The organism is Methylobacterium sp. 190mf (assembly GCF_900107945.1).
In the GTDB taxonomy this organism is placed as follows: domain Bacteria; phylum Pseudomonadota; class Alphaproteobacteria; order Rhizobiales; family Beijerinckiaceae; genus Methylobacterium.
In genome coordinates this window covers 48,174-65,719 of record NZ_FNVI01000010.1, presented here as the reverse complement: position 1 = coordinate 65,719, position 17,546 = coordinate 48,174, and the positions used below count along the sequence as shown (strand labels likewise).

At 71.6% G+C, this 17,546-nt stretch carries 16 protein-coding genes; 8 read left to right on the top strand and 8 right to left on the bottom strand.

Annotated elements, in window-relative coordinates; translation table 11 throughout:
* Positions 1 to 88 precede the first annotated feature (88 nt).
* Positions 89 to 1,186 carry a calcium:proton antiporter gene (locus C4T42_RS13690; protein ID WP_103985225.1) on the top strand — a complete coding sequence of 366 codons (1,098 nt, stop codon included), beginning with the start codon at positions 89 to 91 and terminating at the stop codon, positions 1,184 to 1,186.
* 172 nt (positions 1,187 to 1,358) lie between these two features.
* Here the strand turns inward: C4T42_RS13690 and C4T42_RS13685 are convergent, their stop codons facing one another.
* Together C4T42_RS13685 and C4T42_RS13680 are read right to left on the bottom strand one after the other, a co-directional pair.
* Complete coding sequence (locus C4T42_RS13685; protein WP_234081186.1) at positions 1,359 to 2,102, bottom strand: FAD-binding oxidoreductase; 744 nt, start codon at positions 2,100 to 2,102, stop codon at positions 1,359 to 1,361.
* 28 nt (positions 2,103 to 2,130) lie between these two features.
* Positions 2,131 to 2,736 carry a sulfite oxidase-like oxidoreductase gene (locus C4T42_RS13680; RefSeq protein ID WP_020093023.1) on the bottom strand — a complete coding sequence of 202 codons (606 nt, stop codon included), beginning with the start codon at positions 2,734 to 2,736 and terminating at the stop codon, positions 2,131 to 2,133.
* Between the two features lie 170 nt (positions 2,737 to 2,906).
* On the opposite strand from C4T42_RS13680, the gene C4T42_RS13675 reads away from it, so the two are divergent.
* Entirely contained in the window at positions 2,907 to 3,209 is a 303-nt protein-coding gene (locus C4T42_RS13675) for a hypothetical protein (RefSeq protein WP_012320341.1), read from the top strand.
* Here C4T42_RS13675 and C4T42_RS13670 read toward each other — a convergent pair.
* The 3 genes from C4T42_RS13670 to C4T42_RS13660 all read right to left on the bottom strand — a co-directional run bounded on the left by C4T42_RS13670 (position 3,179) and on the right by C4T42_RS13660 (position 5,764).
* On the bottom strand, positions 3,179 to 4,147 hold the full coding sequence (locus tag C4T42_RS13670; protein ID WP_020093022.1) for a DMT family transporter: 969 nt from the start codon (positions 4,145 to 4,147) through the stop codon (positions 3,179 to 3,181). The two genes, C4T42_RS13675 and C4T42_RS13670, sit on opposite strands and share 31 nt — an antisense overlap.
* On the bottom strand, positions 4,144 to 4,419 hold the full coding sequence (gene infA / locus C4T42_RS13665) for a translation initiation factor IF-1 (protein WP_012320343.1): 276 nt from the start codon (positions 4,417 to 4,419) through the stop codon (positions 4,144 to 4,146). Before infA ends, C4T42_RS13670 begins: the two co-directional genes overlap by 4 nt.
* Positions 4,420 to 4,630: 211 nt before the next feature.
* On the bottom strand, positions 4,631 to 5,764 hold the full coding sequence (locus C4T42_RS13660; RefSeq protein WP_103985224.1) for a branched-chain amino acid ABC transporter substrate-binding protein: 1,134 nt from the start codon (positions 5,762 to 5,764) through the stop codon (positions 4,631 to 4,633).
* Between the two features lie 238 nt (positions 5,765 to 6,002).
* Between C4T42_RS13660 and C4T42_RS13655 the strand changes: the two genes are divergently transcribed.
* The 3 genes from C4T42_RS13655 (at position 6,003) to C4T42_RS13645 (ending at position 10,741) form a co-directional block, all read left to right on the top strand.
* Positions 6,003 to 7,208 carry an amino acid aminotransferase gene (locus C4T42_RS13655; RefSeq protein ID WP_020093019.1) on the top strand — a complete coding sequence of 402 codons (1,206 nt, stop codon included), beginning with the start codon at positions 6,003 to 6,005 and terminating at the stop codon, positions 7,206 to 7,208.
* Positions 7,209 to 7,213: 5 nt separating this feature from the next.
* Complete coding sequence (locus C4T42_RS13650) at positions 7,214 to 8,251, top strand: NAD(P)-dependent oxidoreductase (RefSeq protein WP_020093018.1); 1,038 nt, start codon at positions 7,214 to 7,216, stop codon at positions 8,249 to 8,251.
* 486 nt (positions 8,252 to 8,737) lie between these two features.
* Positions 8,738 to 10,741 carry a TonB-dependent siderophore receptor gene (locus C4T42_RS13645; protein WP_103985223.1) on the top strand — a complete coding sequence of 668 codons (2,004 nt, stop codon included), beginning with the start codon at positions 8,738 to 8,740 and terminating at the stop codon, positions 10,739 to 10,741.
* Between the two features lie 10 nt (positions 10,742 to 10,751).
* Here C4T42_RS13645 and C4T42_RS13640 read toward each other — a convergent pair whose 3' ends face one another.
* The 3 genes from C4T42_RS13640 to C4T42_RS13630 all read right to left on the bottom strand — a co-directional run bounded on the left by C4T42_RS13640 (position 10,752) and on the right by C4T42_RS13630 (position 13,359).
* Positions 10,752 to 11,549 (bottom strand): TIM barrel protein, encoded by a 798-nt coding sequence (locus C4T42_RS13640; protein ID WP_020093016.1) that lies wholly within the window; start codon positions 11,547 to 11,549, stop codon positions 10,752 to 10,754.
* Between the two features lie 3 nt (positions 11,550 to 11,552).
* Positions 11,553 to 12,224 (bottom strand): aspartate/glutamate racemase family protein, encoded by a 672-nt coding sequence (locus C4T42_RS13635; protein ID WP_020093015.1) that lies wholly within the window; start codon positions 12,222 to 12,224, stop codon positions 11,553 to 11,555.
* Positions 12,225 to 12,309: 85 nt separating this feature from the next.
* Positions 12,310 to 13,359, bottom strand: coding sequence for a LacI family DNA-binding transcriptional regulator (locus tag C4T42_RS13630; protein WP_020093014.1), 1,050 nt, complete (start codon positions 13,357 to 13,359; stop codon positions 12,310 to 12,312).
* Between the two features lie 184 nt (positions 13,360 to 13,543).
* Between C4T42_RS13630 and C4T42_RS13625 the strand changes: the two genes are divergently transcribed.
* The 3 genes from C4T42_RS13625 (at position 13,544) to C4T42_RS13615 (ending at position 17,541) form a co-directional block, all read left to right on the top strand.
* A complete protein-coding gene (locus tag C4T42_RS13625; protein WP_020093013.1) occupies positions 13,544 to 14,851 on the top strand; it encodes an alpha-hydroxy acid oxidase in 1,308 nt (435 codons plus the stop codon).
* Between the two features lie 177 nt (positions 14,852 to 15,028).
* A complete protein-coding gene (locus C4T42_RS13620; protein ID WP_234081191.1) occupies positions 15,029 to 16,084 on the top strand; it encodes a lactonase family protein in 1,056 nt (351 codons plus the stop codon).
* Positions 16,085 to 16,245: 161 nt separating this feature from the next.
* Positions 16,246 to 17,541 carry an MFS transporter gene (locus tag C4T42_RS13615; RefSeq protein WP_020093011.1) on the top strand — a complete coding sequence of 432 codons (1,296 nt, stop codon included), beginning with the start codon at positions 16,246 to 16,248 and terminating at the stop codon, positions 17,539 to 17,541.
* Positions 17,542 to 17,546 lie beyond the last annotated feature (5 nt).

Genomic DNA, 17,546 nt, shown 5'->3' with positions numbered 1-17,546 from the left:
CGCCGACACTGGTCCGACGACCTGCTAAGGCTCCCGTGAATCGCGCACGTCGAGGCCCGACGCGAACCGAGCGGAGTACACGTTCATCATGATGGCAGCCCTGCGGGTGGCGGTAGCCTGGGCGACGGTTCTCGCCTTCACGTGGTTCGGCAAGGACTGGCTCGGGGACCTGTCTCAGCCGCTGTTCGCGGGGGGCCTGTTCGCGTGGCTGCTCGCCGTGATCGTCTGGGCCGCCTTCGGCGTGGTGCACGAGGCCGAAGAACTGGCACACCGCCTCGGCGAGCCCCTCGGGACGCTGGTCCTGACGCTGGCGATCGTCATCATCGAGGTGGCGCTGATCTCCGCCGTGATGCTGTCGGCCAAGGACGCGCCGACCCTCGGTCGCGACACGATGTTCGCGGTGCTGATGATCGTGCTGAACGGCGTCGTCGGGCTGGGCCTCCTGGTCGGCGGCCTGCGCCACCACCAGCAGCGGTACAACCTCCAGGGTGCCTCGGCCTTCATGGCGGTGATCATCCCGCTCACCACGATCGCGCTGATCATCCCGAACTTCACCAGTTCCACCAGCGACGGGACCCTGACGACGCTTCAGGCGGTCACGTTCTCGGTGTTCACCCTCGCCCTCTACGGCGTGTTCCTGCTCATCCAGACCGGGCGCCACAGCGAGTTCTTCATCGACGCGGAGATCCCCGAGGCGACGGAGCCGCCGCACGGCGCGGATCCGGTCTCGGGCGGCAGCGTCGCCAAGCATGTCGGCCTGCTGCTCGCCAACGTCCTGCCGATCGTGATCCTGGCCAAGAGCCTCGCGGTGATCCTCGACCACGGCATCGCGGCGCTCGGCGCGCCGACGGCGCTGGGCGGCGTGCTGATCGCCGCCATCGTGTTCACGCCGGAGGGGATCTCGGCGCTCAAGGCGGTGGCCCGCAACGAGCTCCAGCGGGCGATCAACCTGTGCCTGGGGGCGGCCACCTCCACGGTCGGCCTCACCGTGCCGGCGATCCTGACCATCGGGCTGCTCACCGGCCAGACCGTGGTGCTCGGCCTCAATCCGACCGAGATGACCCTGCTGGCCGTGACGCTTATCCTCAGCGCCCAGACCTTCTCGGGCTCGCGCACCACCGTGCTGGAGGGCGCGGTGCACCTCGTGCTGTTCTTCGTCTACCTCGTGCTGATCTTCAGCCCCTGATTCGGCTTCCGGCGGAACGCTTCGGTCGGCGCAACCCGCTCCGTCATCGCGAGCGCAGCGAAGCGACCCGGGGCGGCGCGACGTTGGAGAATGTGGCGCACTCTGGATTGCTTCGCTTCGCTCGCAACGACGACAGAGCCGAGATCCTCGACCGGAAAGCGCCAGGCCTCGTTCAGGCGCCGAAGCGCTCGGTGCGGATCAGGCCCGGCGCGACGCCCTGCGCCAGGATCAGGTCCGAGGCCGCGGCCACGAACCGGTTCGAGCCGCAGAGGAACACCTTCCCGGGCGCCCCGATCCGCGCCAGCGCGTCGGCGACGAGGTGCGCGTCGATCCGCTTGCCGCCGGGCTCGCGCGTGGTGGCGAGATGCAGGGAGAAGTTGGGATCCGTCTCGGCGAGCCGCTCCAGCTCGGCGACCGCGATCGCCTCCGCGCGGGTGCGGGCCGAGTAGATCAGCGCCGCCGGGATCGCCCGCCAGTGCTGCGCCCGCCGCCGCAGCATCGCCAGGAGCGGCACCACGCCGGACCCGCCGCCGCCCAGGAGCAGCGGCCCGCCGTCGGACCCGTCCCAGGAGAACGATCCGCCGATCGGCCCGCGCAGCTCGACCCGGTCGCCGACCTCGGCGCAGTGCGAGAACCAGCCCGAGACCTCGCCGTCCGGCAGGGCCTCGATCATCAGCTCCAGGGTGCCGCTGCCGTCCTGCGCCGAGGCGATGGAATAGCTCCGCTGCGCTTGGTAGCCGTCCTCGGCGGTGAGCCGGACATCGACGTGCTGCCCGGCCCGGTAGGACTCGGCGAGGCCGCAGCGCAGCCGGACGCTCTTCACGTGCGGCGTCACCGGCGCGATCGCGGTGATCTCCGCCTCGTGCCAGCGGAAGACGATGGGCTCGAACGCCGGGTCAGTCACTGTGTCCGTCACCGCGTCAGTCACCACCTCAGGAACCGCCTCAGTCACCGATGTAGCGCTGCTCACGCCAGGGATCCCCGTACATGTGGTAGCCGCGCAATTCCCAGAAACCGGCCGTGTCGGTCTGAGTGAACCGCAGGCCCTTCACCCACTTGGCGCTCTTCCAGAAATAGAGGTGCGGCACGAACAGCCGCGCCGGGCCGCCGTGATCCGGATGGATCGGCTGACCCTCGTAGCGCGTCGCCACCAGGGCGCGACCGCCCACGAGGTCGGCCACCGGGACATTCGTGGTGTAGTCGTCGTGGGATTCCGCCAGGAGGTAGCCGGTCGGTGCCGTGATCCCGGCATCGGCCAGGATGTCGTCGAAGCTGACGCCCTCCCAGGTCGTGTCGAACTTCGACCACTTGGTGACGCAGTGGATGTCGCCGCGCCAGGTGGTGCGGGGCAGCGCCTCGAACTCCGCCCAGCTCCACGCCTTGATCGGCCGGGATCCCTCGCGCAGCGTGAACCGCCACGTCGCCATGTCGACGGTCGGGTTGGGGCCGATCTGGAGGATCGGGAAATCGTCGGTGAGATATTGACCCGGCGGCAGGCGCGCGCCGGTCTCGGGCGGCTGCCTGCGTCCGACGAAGCCCCGTGTCACCATGACGGTCGCCGCTCCTCTCGCTCGCCCTCCGGCTCGCCCCCGGGTTTGGTGCGGCGGAGCACCTCACGTCAAGCCGGCACGTGCGGCCGAACAAACGCCCCAAAGCTCGGGTGTGCTAGCAGCTCTGTGCCGATTGATCGGCACGAATCGCCTGCTTTCAGGGGGATGTCATGAAGTACCTTCTCGCGACGAGCCTTGTCGTCGGGAGCCTCGCCACGCTCGCGCCGGCCGCCCAGGCCCGCGACGGCATCGGCGCCGGCGGCGCGGCCGCCCTCGGCGTGCTCGGCGGCCTGGCCGTCGGCGGCGCCATCGCGTCGGCCAACAACGGCTACTACCCGGGCCGCCCGGTCTACCGCGCCCCGCCGCCGGTCTACGTCGAGGAGGATTACGGCCCGGTCTGCCACTTCGAGCGCCGCCGGACCTACGATGCCTACGGCGACGTCTACATCCGCCGCGTCCGCGTCTGCGAGTAGGCGGCTTCCGGAGTCGCCTCTGCGGCGGGCGCCGGTTTCAGGCGCTCGGCGCAGGCGATCCCGGCCAGCACCAGGGCCAGGGCGACCCCTTCCGTCGCGCCGAACGGCTCGCCGACCAGCAGGACGGCGAGGATCGCGCCGAAGATCGGCACGAGGTTGACGAACAGGCCGGCGCGGTTCGGGCCGATGATCTCGACGCCGCGCATGAAGAAGAGCTGCGCCAGCAGCGACGGCCCGAGGCCCACGAAGGCGACCATCAGCCAGCCCTCGCGGTTGGGCCAGACGGCGTGGCCCGTCGCCCACTCGACGGCGAGCGGCGGCAGCGAGGTGACGAAGGCCGCGACCGCCATCGCGGCGAAGAACACCAGGGCCGGCACCTTCGGGCGCGTCGGCAGGAAGATCGTGTAGCCCGCGTAAAGCAGGCAGGCGCCGAAGACGAGCACGTCGCCGCGGTTGAACGCGAGGGTCGTGAGCACCGACAGGTCGCCGTGCGTGGCGGCGAGGCCGGCGCCGACCAGGGTCAGCGCCACGCCCAGGACCTGCCCCGGCGTGACCGGCACCCGGTAGGCGAGCCGGTTCAGGACGATCACCAGCACGGGGATCGCCCCCTGGAACAGGGCGAGGTTGATCGCGCCGGTATGCACACCGGCCGCGTAGAACAGGCAGTTGAAGGCCGTGTAGCCGAGGCCGCCCATCAGCAGGATGCGCAGCCAGTGCGGCCGCAGGAGCGGCCACGCGGCGGCGAGCCGGCGCGCGGCGAAGGGCATGAGCACCAGGCAGGCGACCGCCCATCGGAGCGTCGTGATGACCTGGGGCGACACGTGACCGGGCGCCCAGCGGCTGGTGACGGCGTTGCCGGCCCAGAGCAGCGCCGTGACGGTCAAGAGCAGGTAGGCGGGCGCGGCCGGGGAAGCCCGGCGCGCGCGCCCGGTCGTCAACGGCGGCGGAACTGACCGCCGCGCACCGGCGGGCGGGGTCCGGACGAGCGCTCGTCCTTGTGGCGGAACACGAGGCGGCCCTTCTCAAGGTCGTAGGGCGACATCTCGACCGTCACCCGGTCGCCCGCCAGCGTCTTGATGCGGTTCTTCTTCATCTTGCCGGCCGTGTAGGCCACGATCTCGTGGCCCTGGTCGAGCTGCACGCGGTAGCGCGCATCCGGCAGGATCTCGATCACGAGACCATCGAACTGCATCAATTCTTCTTTCGCCATGCACCTTCTCCAGTCGGACCGTCCGGCAGCAGGCGTTCCGGCAATGCGTGTTCGGCTGTCATCGAGCTCGGGAAACGCCGCAGGGCGCGGATCCGATCCGGTGGACCGCCCGCGCCAGCTCAGCAGCACCGCCCGCATGTAGTCCCCGCGGGAACCGGCCGCAAGTCACGGACACCGAACACGTTCCGTCATCGACACGATTTGCCGGCTCTCAGGGCTCGGCGTCGTTGCCGGCATAGTCGAGGCGACCGTCCGGCGTCCGGCGCCAGATCCGCAGGGCGATCGGTGCTCCGGCGCGGTCGCCCCGCGCGTCGAAGGCCACCGATCCGAGCAGCGTCCGGGACGGCCCCGTCCGCACGGCCTCGGCCACCTTGTGGCCGTCCGCGATGCGGCCGGTCCTCGGGTCGGCGGCGCGGGTGCGCTCGGTCGCCTGCGCCAGGAGCTCCACGGCCGCGTAGGCGTTGGCCGCGACGCTCTCCGCCTCGGGCGAGCGCGGCACCGGGCGAGCGCCGCGGATCTCGGGCAGGCGCGGCGGATCGGGAACCAGGGTCATGACCGTCCCCTCCCCGTCCCCGTCGACCGCGGCGAAGGCGGGGTCGAGGATGCCGTCGCTCGCCACCAGCGTCGCGCCGAGGCCGGCCTCGCGCATGGCGCGGAGCAGGGTCGCGGCCTCGGGCGCGAGGCCGCCGAAATACACCGCGTCGGGGCGCGCCGCCTTCAGCCGCGCGACGAGGTCCGCGAGGTCGCGGGTGCCCCGGGGGAAGCCGTCGAACAGCACCTCCGGCGTGCCGGCCTCCTTCAGCCGCGCCGCCACCGCGTCGGCGAGGCCGCGGCCGAAGGTCGAGCGGTCGCTGAGGATCCCGACCCGGCGTCCCGCGAAGGCCTTCGCCAGGTAGGCCCCGGCCGCCCGACCCTGCTGGGCGTCGCTCGGTCCGAGGCGGAACAGGTTCCACAGACCCCGGCCGGTCAGCGGCCCGTAGGACGCCCCCGGCGCGACCATGACTGCGCCCGCGTCCTCGTAGACGGGCGCCGCGGCCGCGACCGCCCCGGATTCAAGCGGTCCGACGACGAGGCGCACCCCGTCGGCGGCGAACTTCTTCGCGACGGCGACGGCCTGCCGGGCCTCGCCGCCGTCGTCGGCCGGGACGAGGACCCAGCGCGAGCGGCCGCCCGCGGCGCGGTTGAGATCGGCCACCGCCTGCTCGGCGCCCTGCCGGAGCCCCTGGCCGAAGGCGGAATCCGGACCGGTCAGCGGCGCCGACAGGCCGATCCGCACCGGTGCCTGCGCGACGGCCGGGGCGGCCGCGAGGAGAAGGGCGAGGAACGGGAGGAGGCGACGGATCATGGCGGCACTCTAGGACCGTCTCCGCCCCGACCGGAAGGGCGCCGCTCCCGGATCGCCCGGACTATCGTCGGGCGCAGCGTCGCGCAGATCGTTGAGCGGATCGGGACGCTGATGCGCGCGGAAGCGCTGGCGGGCGAGCGCGATGTGCGGAATAAGGGCGTCGGCCCGGCCCGTCGCCGGGCGTGCCGGCGCCCCTCCGCGCGTCGCCGGCCGAGACCCTCTGGGACGATTGACGATCATGACCTCGCTGTTCGCCGGCATCCAGGACGCGCCGCTCGACCCGATCATGCGCCTGTTCGAGGCCTTCAACGCCGACCCGAGCCCCAAGAAGCTCAACCTCGTGGTCGGCGTGTACACGGACGCGGACGGCAAGGTGCCGCGCCTGCGCGCCGTGCAGACCGCCGAGAAGCGCTGGATCGAGAAGGGCCTGCCGAAGACCTACCGGCCGATCGAGGGCACCAAGCCGTTCCGCGACGCGGTCCAGGAACTCCTGTTCGGCAAGGGCGCGCCGATCCTGTCCCAGAACCGGGCCGCGACGCTCCAGAGCATCGGCGGCACCGGCGCGCTGAAGACCGGCGCCGACCTGCTCGCCAAGCTCTACCCGAACGCCACCGTGGCGGTGAGCAACCCGAGCTGGGAGAACCACAAGGCGCTGTTCAGCCAGGCCGGCTTCACCGTGGTCGACTATCCCTACTTCTCGGCCGAGACCGGCGGCGCCGACTACCCGGCCATGAAGGCCTATCTCCAGGATCTGCCGAAGGGCTCGATCGTGGTGCTGCACGCCTGCTGCCACAACCCGACCGGCGCCGATCTCGGCCTCGACGAGTGGCGGGACCTCGTGCCCCTGATGGCCGAGCGCGGCCTGATCCCGTTCCTCGACATCGCCTACCAGGGCTTCGGCAACGGCCTCGACGCCGACGCCGAGCCGGTGCGCCTGTTCGCCGAGTCGGGCCAGGAATTCCTGGTCGCCTCCTCGTTCTCGAAGTCGTTCTCGCTCTACGGCGAGCGCGTCGGCGCGCTCACCATCGTGGCCGAGAACCCGGCCGCGAAGGCCAAGGTCGAGGCCTTCGCCAAGCGGCTGGTGCGGGCGAGCTACTCGAACCCGCACACCCACGGCGCGGCGATCGTCGAGATCGTGCTCACCGACCCGGAGCTGCGCGCCGACTGGGAGCGGGAACTCGGCGAGATGCGCGACCGGATCCGCGCCATGCGCGAGCGGATGGCCGACAGCCTGCAGCAGCGTCACCCGGAGCGCGGCTTCGACGCCATCAAGGCGCAGAAGGGCATGTTCTCCTACACGGGCCTGAGCCCCGCCGAGGCCACCCGCCTGCGCGAGGACCACGAGGTCTACGCCCTGGAGACGGGCCGGATCTGCGTCGCCGCCGTCAACACCCACAACATCGACCACGTCATCGACGCGATCGACGCGGTGGTGAAGGGCTGAACCGGGTGTCGGCCACCAAGCGCGTCTGCCGATTCAACGTCTGGATCAATCCGGTCTTCGACGCGCGCCTGGGGGCCGAGCCCGACATCGACCTGCAGGTCGGCGACCTGCAGGGACCGGAGGACGCGCTCGCGGCGCTGCTGGCGCGGGCCCACGTCCTCCACGTATCGCCGGCGCGGGACGAGCTGCCGCGCCGCTGGCACGTGACCGACGCGCTGCTCGCCGAATGCCCGAATCTGCTCGCGGTCTCGTCGGCCGGGGCGGGCTTCGACACGGTGGACGCCGCCGCCTGCACCCGGGCCGGCGTCGCGGTGGTGAACCAAGTGGGCGGCAATGCCCGCTCGGTGGCGGAACTGGCGATCGGCCTGATGCTCGCCGTCTCGCGCAAGATCTGCGTCTCCGACCGCCTGCTCCGGACCGCGCGCGGCTTCACCCGCGAATCGCTGATGGGCCACGAGATCGGCGGCGCGACCCTGGGCCTCATCGGGATCGGTCATACCGGCCGGGAGGTCGCCAAGCTGGCCCGCGGCTTCGACATGCGGGTCCTCGCCCACGATCCCCTCCTCCCGGACGCGGAGATCCGGGCCCGCGGCGCGGAGCCGGTGGACCGGGCGCGGCTGCTCGCCGAGTCCGACATCGTGTCCCTTCACTGCCCCCTCGACGACACCACCCGGGGCAGCTTCGACGCCGCGTCCTTCGCGGCGATGAAGCCGGGGGCGCTGTTCATCACCACCGCCCGGGGCCGGGTCCACGACGAGGCGGCGCTCGCCGCCGCGCTCACCGCCGGCCATCTCGCCGGCGCGGGCCTCGATGTCTGGTCGCCGGAACCGCCGTGCCTCGACGCGGCCCTGCTGCAGCTCGACACCGTGGTGGCGACCTACCACACCGCCGGCGTCACCCACGAGGCGCGGCGCAACGTGGCCGCCTGGGGGGCCGAGCAGATCGTCGGCCTGCTCCGGGGCGAGACGCCGCCGCGGCTCGTCAATCCCGAGGTCTGGCCCACGGTCCTCGAGCGCCGGGCGCGGCTGCTCGGCGGCGCCTGAGCGGGAACAGGTCCCGCTCCGCCCTTTCTGGGCGGCGCGCGAACCGGTCACGATCGCTCGGACGACGCGAGAGGCGTCGTCTGTGCAGATGCCCCGCGACCCGGCGTGTTGAGAGCCCGTGCGCCGGAGCGACCCTCCCCTTCCCTCACCGCTCGAACCGGCGACGACGGCGTCTTCGCGCGCTTCGTGCGGGCGCACCGTCGATCCCGATCAGATTGTAGTTATTCAAAATCTAGTCTGGAGGCTCCGCCGGCGATCAAGCTTGACCGTGAATGTTTCCGCACCGTATCTGGCGCCACTCGAAACAGAATGGTCGACATCGTGGTACGGCGTAACTGTGCAAGGTCTTGCACGCGGGCTTCGCGCGGCGTTTCCGGGCGCGCAGCCAGAATCTCCCTCTTCCTCGCTCCGGTATTGCTCCCGTCTCCAGGCTGGGCTCAACTTGCCATTGACAGTTCCCAGGAAGTCCAGCTGGAGGAGCTGTCGGTGGCGGGGACCGGCGACGGGACGTCCCGCGTCGACGGTTACCGGGCCACGCGGGCAGTGAGCGCCACGCGGACCGACACGCCCGTCCGCGAGGTGCCGCAGACCATCGTGGCGGTGCCGCAGGAGGTGCTGGAGGACGCGGCGGCGACGCGGATCGACAGCGCCCTCGACCTCGCGGGCGTCGGCCGCGGCAACAATTTCGGCGGTCTCGGCCTGACCGAGTTCACGATCCGCGGCGTGGCGACCGGCGAGTATTACCGCAACGGGTTCCCGATCAACCGCGGCTACCCCAACAGCCCCGACATCGTCTCCATCGAGCGCATCGAGGTCCTCAAGGGCCCCTCGGCCTTCCTGTACGGTCGCGGCGATCCCGGCGGCACCTTCAACATCGTGACCAAGCAGCCGCTGGCGGCGCGCTCCCTCACGGTCGGCACGCAGTACGGCAGCTTCGGCGCCAAGCGGAGCACCTTCGACGCCACCGGCGCCCTCGATGAGAGCGGGCAGGTGCTGGCCCGCGTCACCGGCGCTGTCGAGGACAACGGCAGCTTCCGGGACTTCGTCACCAGCGACCGCTACGCCCTCGCCCCGGTCATCGCCTGGAAGCCGACGACGGACACGACCGTCACCCTGGAGGGCGACTTCGTCAGCACGGCGCAGACCTTCGACCGCGGCATCGTCCCGCTGGGGGGCAACGTGCGCGCCCTGCCGCGCAGCCGCTTCATCGGCGAGCCGGGCCTGCCGCCGGCCCATGTCGACAACGCCCTCGGCCAGCTGCGCGTCGAGCACCGGTTCGACCAGGACTGGGTGCTGAACGTCGGTGCCCAGGTTCTCGGCGGGAACCTGTCGGGCTACGGGGTCGGCGCCATCGGCCTGCTGCCGGATGGCCGGACCCAGCGGCGGACCCTGGAATGGCGGGACCTGACGTGGTCCGACCTCGACCTGCAGGCGAATCTCGCGGGCAAGTTCGAGACCGGCCCGTTCCGCCACACGCTCCTGCTCGGGCTGGAATACGACAGCTACCGCTACCGGGAGGTGTTCAACCGCTCGAACGTGGCGACGAACCCGTTCCTCCTCGACCTGCTGGCGCCGCGCTACGGCCAGCCGCTGCCGCCGATCACCGCGCAGGTCACGAACTTCCTGCAGAAGACCGAGAGCTACGCCGGCTACGTGCAGGACCAGATCGACCTCACGCCCCGCCTCCACGCCCTCCTGGGTGTCCGGGTCGAGGACCTCGGGCTGGTCTCGACGAACAACCTCACGAAGAGCACCACCAGCCTCCAGGGTCTGGTTGCGACGCCGCGCTTCGGCCTGCTCTACGACCTGACCGACACGGTCGCGCTCTACGGCAACTACGCGCGCTCGTTCCGGCCCAATATCGGCACGGATCGCAGCGGCCGGCCCTTCGCGTTCGAGGAGGGTGAGGGCTACGAGGCCGGCGCGAAGGTCAGCCTGCTCGACGGGCGCCTCGACGCCACCGCCGCCCTGTTCGAGATCCGGCGCTCCAACGTCCTGAGCACCGATCCGGTCGACCCGAACTTCAGCGTGGCCACCGGCACGGTGCGCAGCCGCGGCTTCGACCTGACCGCCGCCGGCTACCTGGCCCCGGGCTGGCGCGTGATCGGGACCTACACGCGCGTCGACGCGGCCGTCGCCCGCGACAACACCCTGCCGGTCGGCACGCGCATCGCCAACGTGCCCGCCAACAGCCTCGCGTTCCAGACCGTCTACGAGTTCCAGAGCGGCGACCTGAAGGGGCTCGGCCTGGGCGGCGGCCTCGACTTCGTCGGCCGGCGCGCCGCGGGGACGGCGCTCGCGACCTTCAACCTGCCGCAATACACGCTGGTCAACCTGATCTCGTACTACCAGATCGCGCCGGGCGTGCGGATCTACCTCAACGTCGACAACGTGTTCGACGCGACGTTCTACGACCGCGCGTTCCAGAACCGCTACGCGACGCCGGGGCAGCCCCGCACGATCATCGGCGGCGTCGCCGCCCGGTTCTGAGGCCCCGGCGCTACGCCGCTGCCGCCCGCATCCAGCCGAGCCCTGCCTCGGTGCCGGCCGCGGGATGGTACTCGCAGCCGACGAAGCCGGAATAGCCGACCTCCTCCAGGGCGGCGAAGATCGGGTCGAAGGCGATCGTGCCGGTCCCCGGCTCGTGCCGCCCGGGATCGTCGGCGATCTGGACATGGGCGATGAGCGGCGCGTGCGCGCGGATCAGCGCCGCCGGGTCATGGCCGAGGCACACGCAGTGATAGGCGTCGAACAGCAGCTTGACGTTGTCGCGGCCGATCGCCCGGATCGCCTCGACCGCCAGCAGCGGGTCGTCGATCGCGTAGTCGGTGATCGAACCGGGACCGATCGGCTCGACGATCACCGTCATGCCGCGCGCGCCGGCGGCGTCGGCTGCGAAGGCGAGGTTGTCGAGATAGGTGTCCCAGAGCCGCGCCCGCTCGACTCCCGCGGGCCGGACGCCCGCCATCGGGTGGACCATCCGGCAGCCGAGCTGCGCGACGTAGTCCAGGGTCGGCTCGATCGTGGAGCGGAAGTAATCGATCCGGTCGGGCAGCGCCGCGAAGCCCTTCTCGCCCTTGGCGGCGTCCCCCGCCGGGAAGCCGGTCTGGACCAGCGGCACGCCCGCCCGCTCCAGCCAGCCCGCGACCTCCCGAGCCGGCGTCGCGAACAGGTTGGGATGCTCGACCGCGCGGAACCCGGCACGGGCCGCGGCCGCGAAGCGCTCGGCCAGCGGCAGCTCCGTGAACAGGAAGCCGCAATGGCCGCTGAGACGATCCTTGTAGGCACCGAGCTTCATGGGTCAGGCGCTCCCGCCGGTCTCGATCATCGCCCGCATCCGGTCCACCGCCGCGTGGGGCGCGGTCAGAACCGGGACGTCGACGGCCTTCCGCACGGCCTCGGCCGCGCGCGAGGTGGAGAAATGCGCGAGCATGATCGCGTCGCAGTCGCGCAGGTCCGGCGCCCGCTCGGCGATCAGCCGGTTGTGGGTCTCGGCGTCGCCGGCGCGCAGCCGCGCCATCGCGTCGTCCACCAGGACCGTCCGCAGACTCGCCGGGCGCCCGGACTCGGCGACGAACTCCTCGAACTCGTCCGTCATCGTGCCGACCGAGGGCCCGAAGGTCGCCAGCATGCCGATGCGCGCGCCCTGCGCGATCGCCGCGCGGAACATCGCCTCGTTGGGCTTGAGCACCGGGACCGGTACGGTCTCGATCAGCCGGTCGATGGCCGGACCGAAGGCCGAGCAGGTGATCAGGATGCCGTCGGCGCCCATGTCGTGGCCGTAGCGGCCGAACCGCACGAAGCGCTCGATCATCGTCTCCGAGATCGCGCCCGGCTCCCTCGCCCGATCGAGGGACAGGCCGTCGTCGAGCAGGTTGACGGTCTCGGCCTCCGGCCAGCGCTCGGCGAAGGCGGCCTGGATCGGCGCCATGGCGACCGGCGTCGCGTGCAGGAGGACGATGCGGGGAGCCATGCTGTGTTCCGGAGAGTCTACGGAGCCGGACGGGGCCGGTCCGCATGTTGTAAGCGATTTCAACTGGGTGGCAAGATAGCGCAGGTCAGGCGTCGGCACGCCGCGGCGGAGCCGTGCTGGCGCGCAGGATCAGCTCGGCGTCGATCTCGGTGAGACGGACCATCGGCCGCCCCTGGATCCGGGCGATCAGGTGGTCGCCGGCGGCGTGGCCGATCTCGGCGGAGTGGATGCGGATCGTCGTCAGCGCCGGGTCGAGGAAGGGCGCGAAGTCGGAATCGTTGTGGCCGATCACCGACAGGTCGCCGGGAATGGAGAGCCCCCTTGCCCGCGCCTCGATCATCGCCCCGAAGGCGATCTGGTCGGTGCCGCAGATGATCGCGGTCGGGGGCGGGCCGCCGGCCAGCATCTGGCGGAACCCGTCGCGGCCGCCGCCGATCCCGTAGGAGATCTCGATGTCGTGCTCCGGGGCGAGCCGCAGGCCGCGGGCCGCGAGCGCCGCCGCGATGCCCGTCACCCGGGCGCCGCCGCGGTCGTTGTCCTTGCGCAGGCCCGAGATCACCCCGATCCGGCGATGGCCGAGATCCATCAGGTAGTTGGCCGCCCGGGCCGCCGAGGCAGCGTTGTCGAAGCCCACGCAGGGGCGCTCGCGGGACAGACTGAAGGTCTGCACCATCGGGATGCCGGCGCGGGCGATCCGGGCGTGGAGGTCCGGGTGGTGGATGTCGCCGACCAGCATCAGTCCGTCGACGCCGCGCTCCAGCAGGAAGGTCGCCTCGCGGAGCTCGTCCTCCAGGTCGTAGCCGGCATTGGCCGCCACCAGGGTGTAGCCCGCCTGCCGCAGCCGGTCCTGGAAGCTCGACAGGACGCGCACGAAGGCCTCGTTCTCGATGTTCGGCACGACGGCGCCGACGGCCATGAAGCGGCGCGTCGAGAGCGCCCGGGCCGCCCCGTTGGCGACGAAGCCGAGATCCTGCGCGGCCCGCATCACCGCCGCGCGCTTGTCGGCCCGGACGCCGGCGGAGCCGTTCAGCACCCGGGACACCGTCGCAGTCGAGACGCCGGCGCGGCGGGCGACGTCCCGGGCAACCGGGCTGCGCGTCGGCGGCTCGAGGATCTCCTCCGGCAGGTCCAGCACTGAGATCGATCCTCCTCCCGAACGGCCCCGCGGGGCAGCGCGTCGGCCCCGGATACGCGACGCGGCGATGCCCGGCCAGCAGAAGCGGGCCGAACCGGCAGTATATTGACACCCCACCCGACCGCTGGCTATCTGAAAGCGCTTTCAAGAGGCTGCTCGATCGGGCGGCCCACAGGAGGATCCGATGGCGACGCTCGACCGGCCGGCCTCCGGACTGGGAGCCCCAGAGCGCGCCGCGCCGACCGTCGGCGGCGCGGACGCCGCGGCGCCGGGCATCGCGGCCCCGCAGGCCATCATCACCAGCCTGAAGCGCAGCGACGCGGTGACGCCCTACCGGTTCCGCGACCTGCTGGCCCTCGACGATTTCGAGCGGCACGCCCGCAAGCTCCTGCCGCCGATGATCTTCCAGTACGTGGCCGGCGGGGTCGAGACCGGCTCGGCCCTGGCGCAGAGCCGCGGCGCCTACGCCGACTACGCCCTGGTCCCCCGCCTGATGCGGGACACCTCGGCGCGGGACACCGCCACCACGCTGTTCGGCCAGACCTACGCGGCGCCGTTCGGGATCGGGCCGCTGGGCGGGGCCGCCTTCATCGCCTACCGGGGCGACCTCGTGCTCGCCGAGGCGGCCCGGCGGATGAACCTGCCGATGTGCCTGAGCGCGTCCTCGCTGATCAGGCTGGAGGACGTCCACGCCCAGAACCCGCAGGCCTGGTTCCAGGGCTACCTGCCGGGCGACCAGAACCGGATCGACCGCCTCCTCGACCGGGTCGAAGCCACCGGCTACCGGACCTTCGTGGTGACCGCCGACACGCCGACCCTCGGCAACCGCGAGCACAACATTCGCAGCGGCTTCTCCATGCCGATCAAGGTCACGCCGAAGGTGGCGTGGCAGAGCGCCACCCACCCGCGCTGGCTGCTCGGAACCGTCGCCCGGACCTTCCTCAAGCACGGGGCCCCGCACTTCGAGAACACCGAGGCCGAGCGCGGGCCGCCGATGATGTCCCAGGGCGCGGTGCGCAACACCATCGCCCGCGACCAGCTCTCGTGGAAGAACCTGGAGGCGATCCGCAAGCGGTGGTCCGGCAACCTGCTGGTGAAGGGCCTGCTGGCGCCCGAGGACGTCGACATCGCGCGGGAGTGCGGCGCCGACGGCGTGATCCTGTCGACCCACGGCGGCCGCCAGCTCGACTACGCCGTCGCCCCCCTCGACGTGCTGCCGGAGATCGCCGCCCGGAAGGGCGGGCTGAAGATCATCGTCGACAGCGGCATCCGCCGGGGCACCGACGTGATGAAGGCGCTGGCGCTGGGCGCCGACTTCGTCCTGCTCGGCCGGCCCTTCATGTTCGCCGCGGCGCTCGGGGGCGCCGCGGGGGTCGAGCACGCGATGCGGATCCTCAAGGAGGAACTCAACCGCGACATGGCGCTGATCGGGGTGAATCGCCTGTCCGAACTCAATCCCGACTTCCTGCGCCGCACCCCGCGGCGGGCCTGAGCCGATGGCGGGAGGATCGACCGTGATCGGCTTCCCGGACACGCGCGGCGCGCCGGCGAGCGGCAGCGGGACAGCCGCCCGGGGCGCCGGGGCCGCCGCGCCCGGGCGCCCGGCATCCCTGCACCGTCGATCCCGCCGGCTGTCCCCGCAGCCCCGTCCCCGATCCGGATGCTCCGCATGACCGACCCCGCCCCCCGCGGCCTCGCCTTCGTGGGCTGCTTCACCACCGAGCGGCGCCGGGCGCGCGGCCGGGGCATCGACATCTACCGGACCGGTCGCGACCTCGGCGACTGGACGCATCTCGGCCGGGTCGAGAACCTGACGAACCCGTCCTTCCTGGTGACCGACCCGGCGCGCGCGATCCTCTACACGGTCCAGGGCGACGGCGAGGCAGCGAGCGCCTTCGCGCTGGAGCCCGACGGCACCCTGCGTGGCCTCGGCAGCGCCGCCACCGGCGGCACCAACAGCGTGCACCAGGCCCTCGACCCCGGGGGTCGGTTCCTGATCGTGGCCAACTACGCCAGCGGATCGGTCGCCCTCATGCCGGTGCGCGCCGATGGCGGCCTGGAGCCCGCGTGCCAAGTGCTGCCGCTCCCGGGCGAGCCGGGCCCGCACCGAACCGAGCAGGCCTGCGCCCACCCGCACCACGTGGTCCTGTCACCCGACGGTCGCCACGTCATCGTCCCCGACAAGGGCCTCGACCGCGTCTTCGTCCTGAAGCTCGCGGGTGAGCGGCTCGCCATCGTCTCGGAAACCGCCATGCGTCCCGGCGCCGGCCCGCGCCACATCGCGTTCCACCCGCATGAGCCGCTCGCCTTCCTGGTCAACGAGCTCGACTCGAGCGTCGCCACCTGCCGGTGGGACGCGGACGCCGGAGCGCTGACGCCCCTGCACCTCGTCTCGACCCTGCCGCCGGACTTCTTCGGCGCGAGCACCGCCGCGGCCATCGCGGTCACGCCCGACGGACGATTCGTCTACGCGTCGAACCGCGGACAGGACGGGATCGCGCGGTTCCGGGCGGACCCGGCCGGGCGCCTCGAACCCGCGGGCTGGACGTCCTCCGGCGGCCGCGACCCGCGCTTCATGGTCCTGGCACCGGACGGAGGCCACCTGCTCGTCGCCAACGAGCAGGGCGACTGCCTCGTCGCCTTCGCCATCGATCCCGAGAGCGGAGACCTCACTCGGACCGGTTCGCGCCCGAGCCTCAGTCCCTGCACGATCGCGTTCCTGTAGGAGGCGCCGACGCGTTCAGGCCCGCGCCGCGCGCGGGCCCGACCATGCCCCTCGAAGGGGCAAGAGAGGCGGAACCGGCGGCGGTCGAGCCGTGACCTCTGACCGCCGGGCCGCACCAAGCAAACAAGAAAAGAAAATCATGAATATTCTGGAGGATGCCCATGTTCGCCAAGCGTTACAGGTTCCTGATCGCGTTCCTGCTGTTCATCGCCGGTATCATCAACTACATGGACCGAGCCGCGCTCGGCGTCGCCGCGCCCTTCGTCAAGCAGGACCTGAACCTGTCGCCCTCGGAGCTGGGGGTGATCTTCAGCACGTTCTTCTTCGGCTACGCGCTGTTCGCCTTCGTGGGCGGGCAGCTCGCCGACCGCTATGGGCCGCGCAGCGTCTACAGCTGGGCGGCGGCCTCCTGGTCGGTCCTGTGCATGCTCACAGGGGCGGTGACCGGCTTCGCCCAGATGTTCATCGTCCGCGCCCTGTTCGGCTTCGCCGAGGGGCCGATGAACTCCACCACGAACCGCACCATCACCACGTGGTTCCCCCGCGAGGAGACCGCTCGGACCATCGGCTTCACCTTCTCGGGCCAGACGGTGGGCAGCGCCATCGCGGCGCCGGTCGTCGGCCTGCTGGCGATCCAGTACGGCTGGCGCGTGGCGTTCGTGGCCATCGGCGCCGTCGGCCTGCTGTGGGTCGTGGCGTGGCGGATGCTGATGACCGACCGGCCGCAGGACAACCCGCGGGTCCATCCGGAGGAGATCGCCCTCGTGGAGCGCAGCCGGGCGGTCACGCACCTCGCGCCCTCCGACCATGCCCGCTCGCTGAAGGAGTACCTGTTCCTGCCGAGCACCCTGTCGCTCGGGCTCGGCATGTTCGCGGTGAATTACACCCTCTACATCTTCCTCTCGTGGCTCCCGAGCTATCTCACCGACGCGCTGCACATGCCGGTGAAGGAGATGGCGCTCGTGGCGTCGATCCCCTGGGCCTGCGGCTTCGTCGGCTATGTCGGCGGGGGCGTGGTGGCGGACTTCGTCTACACGCGCATGGGCGACAAGCTCGCCGCGCGGAAGATCACCACGATCGTGCCGCTCGCCATCGCGGGGGTGGCCCTGATCATGGTCAACGCCGCGACCAGCACCGCCATGGCGGTCTCGCTGATCGCGCTCGCCGTGCTGATGCTGACCAGCTCGGTGCAATCCTGCTGGGCGACGATCCACGAGCTGGTGCCCGAGGCCCGGGTCGGCGGCGTCAGCGGCTTCATCCACCTCCTGAGCAACATCTCGGGCATCATCGGGCCGACTGCCACGGGACTGGCCGTGCAGTATCTCGGGGGCTACGCCAGCGCCTTCGTGATCGCCGCCCTGATCGCGGCGGCCGGCGTCGTCGCGATGGCGATCTTCGTGCGGCGGCCGCGCAACCCGGCGGAAGCCGGCCCCCTCACCGCGGCCAAGGCCGTCTGACCGAG